This is a genomic window from Stenotrophomonas sepilia (assembly GCF_003244875.1).
Classification (GTDB): Bacteria; Pseudomonadota; Gammaproteobacteria; order Xanthomonadales; family Xanthomonadaceae; genus Stenotrophomonas; species Stenotrophomonas sepilia.
In genome coordinates this window covers 26,516-32,570 of record NZ_LXXZ01000037.1, presented here as the reverse complement: position 1 = coordinate 32,570, position 6,055 = coordinate 26,516, and the positions used below count along the sequence as shown (strand labels likewise).

General features: G+C 66.2%; 5 protein-coding genes. 3 read left to right on the top strand and 2 right to left on the bottom strand.

Translation table 11 applies throughout. The features are described from left to right. The first annotated feature begins 75 nt into the window (after positions 1–75). The gene (locus A7X97_RS06430; protein ID WP_072168764.1) at positions 76–1,182 is read left to right on the top strand and encodes a glycerophosphodiester phosphodiesterase; all 1,107 of its coding nucleotides are present in this window, start codon (positions 76–78) and stop codon (positions 1,180–1,182) included. A 93-nt stretch (positions 1,183–1,275) separates the two neighbouring features. Here the strand turns inward: A7X97_RS06430 and A7X97_RS06425 are convergent, their stop codons facing one another. Beyond that, complete coding sequence (locus A7X97_RS06425; protein WP_065179045.1) at positions 1,276–2,046, bottom strand: rhomboid family intramembrane serine protease; 771 nt, start codon at positions 2,044–2,046, stop codon at positions 1,276–1,278. Between the two features lie 106 nt (positions 2,047–2,152). Next, a complete protein-coding gene (locus A7X97_RS06420) occupies positions 2,153–3,115 on the bottom strand; it encodes a TerC family protein (protein ID WP_010487446.1) in 963 nt (320 codons plus the stop codon). A 302-nt stretch (positions 3,116–3,417) separates the two neighbouring features. Between A7X97_RS06420 and A7X97_RS06415 the strand changes: the two genes are divergently transcribed. Beyond that, positions 3,418–4,587: a class I SAM-dependent rRNA methyltransferase gene (locus A7X97_RS06415; protein WP_072168763.1), complete on the top strand. Its 1,170-nt coding sequence runs from the start codon at positions 3,418–3,420 to the stop codon at positions 4,585–4,587. Between the two features lie 178 nt (positions 4,588–4,765). Beyond that, entirely contained in the window at positions 4,766–6,007 is a 1,242-nt protein-coding gene (locus A7X97_RS06410) for a dipeptidase (protein WP_088496509.1), read from the top strand. The last annotated feature ends 48 nt before the right edge of the window (positions 6,008–6,055 follow it).

The window sequence follows — 6,055 nt, the reverse complement described above, 5'->3', positions numbered from 1 at the left end:
CCCCCCCCCTTCCCCCACCTGTCATATTGCCGCCGCATACTGACAGCCATCACATACCGCTTGGGGGAAGTCGCAGTGAAGTCGTGGGGTTGTGCGTTGCTGTTGTCGCTGGCCGTGGCACCATCGGTGGCCATGAGTGCTGAATCCTCCGCCCCGGCCGCACCCAAGGTGTCGGTCTATGGTCATCGCGGCGCAAGCGCACTGCTGCCCGAGCACACCCTGGCGTCGTACGCGCAGGCGATCGCCGATGGCGCCGACTACATCGAACCGGACCTGGTGATGACCAGGGACGGGGTGATGGTGGCCCGCCACGAGAACGAGATCGGCGGGACCACCGACGTCGCCTCGCATCCGGAGTTCGCCAGCCGCCGCACGAGCAAGGTGATCGACGGTCAGAAGGTCGACGGCTGGTTCACCGAAGACTTCACCCTGGCCGAGCTGAAGACCCTGTACGCGCGTGAGCGCCTGCCGGAGCTGCGCAGTACTGCCTACGACGGCCAGTTCCGCATCGCCAGCCTGGACGAGATCCTGGCCTTCCTGGTGCAGCAGGCCGGGCGTGCCAACCGCGGCATCGGCCTGGTGCCGGAGATCAAGCACCCGACCTACTTCCAGTCCATCGGCCTGCCGATGGAGGACAAGTTGCTGGCTGCGTTGCGTGGCAACGCGTACACCAATGTCGGGCCGGTCACCATCCAGTCGTTCGAGACCGCCAACCTGCGCTACCTGCGCGGCAGGATCGGCCAGGGCAGCAACATCCGGCTGCTGCAGCTGCTGTGGAAGGGCGATACCCAGCCGGCCGACATCGTCAAGGCCGGCGGCGCGCTGACCTATGCGCAGATGATGACCCCGGCCGGCCTGAAGGACATTGCCGGCTACGCCGATGGTATCGGCCCCGAGCTGCGTTCGATCATTCCACTGGATGCCAAGGGGGCGCTGGGCACGCCGACCTCGCTGGTACGTGACGCGCACGCCGCTGGCCTGATGGTGATTCCGTACACCTTCCGCCCGGAAAACCACTTCCAGCCCAGCAACCTGCGCAAGGGTGCCGACAGCGCGCGCAATGCCGAGGGATCGATTGCCGAGATGCGGGCTTACCTGGCGACGGGCATCGATGCGTTCTTCACCGATGACCCGGCGCTCGGCCGGCAGGCGGTGGATGGGATGGGCGCGGCAGGGAACTGATTCTCCTGGTAGTGCCGGCCGCTGGCCGGCAACGCAAGGACTGCCAACGAAGGTTCATGAGGTTGCCGGCCAGCGGCCGGTACCACCCTCACCTCAACCGCGCGGTTCGTCCGGGCGGCGGAACGGGATCACCACGTAGTCCTGGCCCTCGCGCGGCTGCCACAGTACCGGCACGCGCTGCGGTGACGGCGGCTCCAGTTCGTCGTCGGACAGCGGCTCAGCCTCGTCTTCTTCGTCTTCCCAGCTGTAGCGCTGGCGCGGCGGCAGTGGGTCGGCGTTGCGGAACAGCAGCGCGGCGATGATGCCGGCGAAGGCGCCGCCCATGTGCGACTGCCAGGACACACCATCGGCGTGCGGCAGGATGGTCATCAGCATGCCGCCGTAGAACAGCATGCCGATCAGACCGGTGGCGATCGCCGCACGGTCGCGGCGCAGCAGGCCGAGGCTGGCCAGCAGGAACATCAGGCCGTGGGTCACGCCACTGGCACCCAGGTGCACGCTGCCCGGATTGCCCAGCATCCATGCGCCGAGGCCCGAACCCAGCCACAGCAGGGGCAGCGCACGTACGGTGGCCTTCGGATACACGCTGCCGGCGAGGGTGCCGAGGATCAGGATCGCGATGCTGTTGGCGGCGATGTGCTCGACCGAGGCATGCAGCATCGGGCCGCCGATCAGGCCGAGCAGGCCCTTGGCTTCCAGCGGTGCGACCGCCCACGGTCGCCAGTCGAACGTGCCCTGCAGGGCGAACACGGCCACCAGCACCAGCACGGCGGCCAGGCTGACATTGAACGCCCGCAGGATGCGCGAGCGATCATTGCGGGGGGCCGGCACGTCGTCGGCGGGCAGGGGCGCGTTGTTGTCCATACCTCAGCAATGGCGGTGACTGGCGCGAAACCAAGGCCACCGTAACGGGAGAGTGGAGGCGGCCGGCGGGACAATCCCACCGGCCGCACCGTTCAACGGGTCAGGCTCAGGCCTGGCCTTCGCCTTCCTTCGGCGGGTACTTCAGGCTCAGCACCACGGTGGCGGCGATGATCACCGCGACCACGCCCAGCGAGACCGGGGTCGGGATCTTGAACAGATCGATGATCATCATCTTGATGCCGATGAAGCCCAACACCAGCGCCAGGCCGTACGGCAGCAGGTGGAAGCGGTCGGCCATGCCGGCCAGCAGGAAGAACATCGCGCGCAGGCCCAGCACCGCGAACACGTTGGAGGTGAGCACGATGAACGGGTCGGTGGTGATCGCGAAGATTGCCGGGATGCTGTCCACGGCGAAGATCACGTCGGTGACCGCAATCAGGATCAGCACCGCGAACAGCGGGGTGAACCAGCGCACGCCATCACGCTTCACGCTCAGCGCGTTGCCGGCGTAGTCCGGCAGCAGGCGCAGGTGCTTGCGCATCCAGCGCAGGGCCGGATTGGTCTCCAGGTCCGGCTCCTGGCCGGCGGCGAACCACATCTTCCAGCCGGTGAACAGCAGGAAGGCGCCGAACACGTAGAGCAGCCAATGGAACTGGCTGATCAGCACGCTACCGGCGAAGATCATGATCGTACGCAGCACGATCGCACCCAGGATGCCGATGATCAGCACCTTCTGGCGCTGCTCTTCCGGCACCGCGAAGTAGCTCATGATCATCAGGAAGACAAAGATGTTGTCGACCGCCAGCGCCTTCTCGACCAGGTAGCCGGTCAGGAACTCGAGGCCGACCTTGTTGGCCACGACCTGGCCGGCGGTCTCATTCAGGTAGTACCAGAGGCCGGCGTTGAACAGCAGGGCCAGCGCGACCCAGCCGATGGACCACCACAGGGCCTCCTTGAAGGTGACCTTGTGCGGTCCACCATGGCGCATCAACACGAGGTCGACCAGCAGGGCGATGACCACCACCGCTGCGAAGCCGCCCCACAACCACACGTTACCGATCGTCTGCATTGGGAATGTCCGTTGGAAAGATGAATGCCAGGCCGGACGGCGAGGATCTGCAACGGAGGATCGGGAGGGGATCCAGGGACAGAGCTTCGCCAGTACGGCGAAGGTCTCGCTCGCAGTTCCAGTCGGCCGGAACTACCGTTGCACCGGAGCCTGCGGGCTCGAAATGACGGCGACAACGTCTGGGAGCTACTCCCCTTCTGGCGCCGATTCTGCCGTCTGGCCCCGCCGCCGTCAAATGCCGGTTTGCCGGGGTCAGAGCCCCTGCGGGGATCCGACCCCGGCGCCCGGTTTACAATGGGTGGATGAATACCCCCCTTCCGATTGTCCGCCTCAAGAATGCGTGGCGCTCCAGCCACCCGTGGATCTTCCAGAAACTGGTCGAGAAGCCGACCGTCCGGCCCAAGCCCGGTTCCATCGTCGACGTGGTCGGCATCGATGGCGAGTTCATTGGCCGCGGGTTCTACAACGGGCACTCGCGCATTGCCGTGCGCATCCTTGAAACCGACCAGAACGTACCGGTGGATGCCGGCTGGTTCTCGCGCAAGATCGCCCAGGCAGTGTCGCTGCGCCGTGAGGTGCTGAAGCTCGATACGGTGTCCGATGCCTGGCGCGTCGTGCACAGTGAAGGCGACGGCCTGTCCGGCCTGGTGGTGGACCGCTACGGCGACCTCGTGGTGGTCGAGTTCTTCGCCGCCGGCATGTTCCGCCACCGCGAATGGATCTACGATGCGCTGCGCGAGCAGTTCCCCGGCTGCCGCTTCCACAGCTTCGCCGACGAGCACGTGCAGAAGCAGGAAAGCTTCGACTTCCACGGCAACACCACCACCGAAGCGTCGGTGATCACCGAGTACGGCATCAAGTTCCGCGCCGACCCGGCCGGTGCGCACAAGACCGGTTTCTTCGCCGACCAGCGCGAGAACCGCGAGTGGCTGAGCCAGCAGGTGGAAGGCAAGAGCGTGCTCGACCTGTGCTGCAACACCGGCGGTTTTGCCGTGTACGCGGCGGCGCGTGGTGCTTCGGAAGTGATCGGCATCGACATCGACGAGGACGTGATCCAGATCGCCAAGGGCAATTCGCGCCTGAACAACGTGCGTCCGAAGTTCATCCAGTCCGACATCTTCCCGTGGCTGCGCGACGCCGCCAACCGTGGCGAGCAGTACGACGTGGTGATCCTGGACCCGGCGAAGATGACCCGCGACCGCGACCAGGTCATCACCGCGCTGAAGAAGTACCTGGACATGAACAAGCTGGCGCTGGGCGTGGTCAAGCCGGGCGGCCTGTTCGCCACCTTCTCCTGCACCGGCCTGGTGGCCGAGGACCAGTTCCTCGACATGCTGCGCCGTGCGGCCTATTTCTCCGGCCGCACGATCCAGATCCTGAAGGTGGCCGGCGCTGGTCCGGACCATCCGTTCATGGCCCACGTGCAGGAATCGCGTTACCTCAAGGCCGTGTTCTGCCGCGTGGTGGATTGACGGTCGGCTTCTGCGTTCGCCGGGCATGAATCATGTCCACTGCCCGGCGGTCAGCTTTCCGCGCATTGCGATGCGTTCGTGAAAACGGCGCCCCGCTGTTCAGGGGGCGTGGCCCGGCGCTACCCAATGCGCGGCCACGGCGCTATGGTCGGGCTCTTCCCCATGCCGGTGAGAGCCCATGCCTTCGTTGCGCCACCTGTCCGTCGTGCTCGCCCTGGCGCTGTGCGCGCCGCTGTCCGTCCACGCCATCGAGTTCAGCGCGCAGGAGCTGGCCCGCGCCAAGGCGCTGCAGCAGCGCCTGGTCACCCTCGACAGCCACCTGGATACGCCGGCCAACTTTGGTCGCAGCGGTTTCGACATCGAGCAACGCCACGACCGCAACGCCCTTTCGCAGGTCGACTACCCGCGCATGGTCGAAGGCGCGCTGGACGGCGGCTTCTGGGCGATCTACACCGATCAGGGCGACCGCAGCGCCGCCGCGCATCTGGCCGAGCGTGACCATGGGCTGCAGCGATTGATGCAGATCCGCGAGATGCTGGCGGCCAATCCCGAGCGCTTCGCGCTGGCGCTGACCGCCGATGACGCAGCGCGGATCAAGGCTGCCGGCAAGCGCGTGGTCTACATCAGCATGGAAAACGCCAGCCCGCTGGTGGCCGACCCCAGCCTGCTGTCGTTCTATCACCGCGCCGGCCTGCGCCTGCTCAGCACCGTGCACTTCGCCAACAACGAGTTCGCCGATTCGGCCACCGATCCCAAGGGCGCGGAATGGAAAGGGCTTAGCCCGGCCGGCAAGGAGCTGGTGCGGCAGGCGGTGAAGCTGGGTATCGTGATCGACCAGTCACACGCCTCGGACGCGGTGTTCGACGACCTGCTGGCAATGATGCCGGTGCCGTTCGTGCTGTCGCACAGCTCGGCCAAGGCGGTCTATGACCATCCGCGCAATCTCGACGATGCGCGCCTGCGCAAACTGGCCAAGGCCGGTGGCGTGATCCAGGTGAACGCCTATGGCGGCTACCTGATCGATACGGCGAAGACACCCGAGCGCAAGCAGGCCGAGGAAGCGCTGAGCAAGCAGCTGGGCGGCTGGGAAGGCATGGGCATCGAGCAGGGTGTTGCGCTGCTGAAGGCCGAGCAGGCGCTGGACCACGAGCACCCGGTGCGCCACGCCAGCCTGGACGACTTCTTCGCCCACTTCGAGCACATCCTCACGGTGGTCGGCCCGGAACATGTGGGCATCGGCCTGGACTGGGATGGTGGTGGCGGACTGAGTGACCTGCCCGATGTCAGCCAGCTGCCGAAGATCACCGCGTGGCTGCTGCGCAAGGGCTATACCGAGAAGCAGATTGCCGGCATCTGGGGCGGCAACCTGCTGCGGGTGATGCGCCAGGCGCAGGATTACGCCGCAAAGCAGGGCGGTTGAAACGCCCTGCGGTAGTGCCGGCGGCTGGCCGGCATTGCTCGTATCGAC

Coding starts and splice junctions, on each gene's coding strand:
- A7X97_RS06425 (WP_065179045.1), bottom strand. CDS start 2,046: ATGGACAACAACGCGCCCCTGCCCGCCGACGACGTGCCGGCCCCCCGC.
- A7X97_RS06420 (WP_010487446.1), bottom strand. CDS start 3,115: ATGCAGACGATCGGTAACGTGTGGTTGTGGGGCGGCTTCGCAGCGGTG.
- A7X97_RS06415 (WP_072168763.1), top strand. CDS start 3,418: ATGAATACCCCCCTTCCGATTGTCCGCCTCAAGAATGCGTGGCGCTCC.
- A7X97_RS06410 (WP_088496509.1), top strand. CDS start 4,766: ATGCCTTCGTTGCGCCACCTGTCCGTCGTGCTCGCCCTGGCGCTGTGC.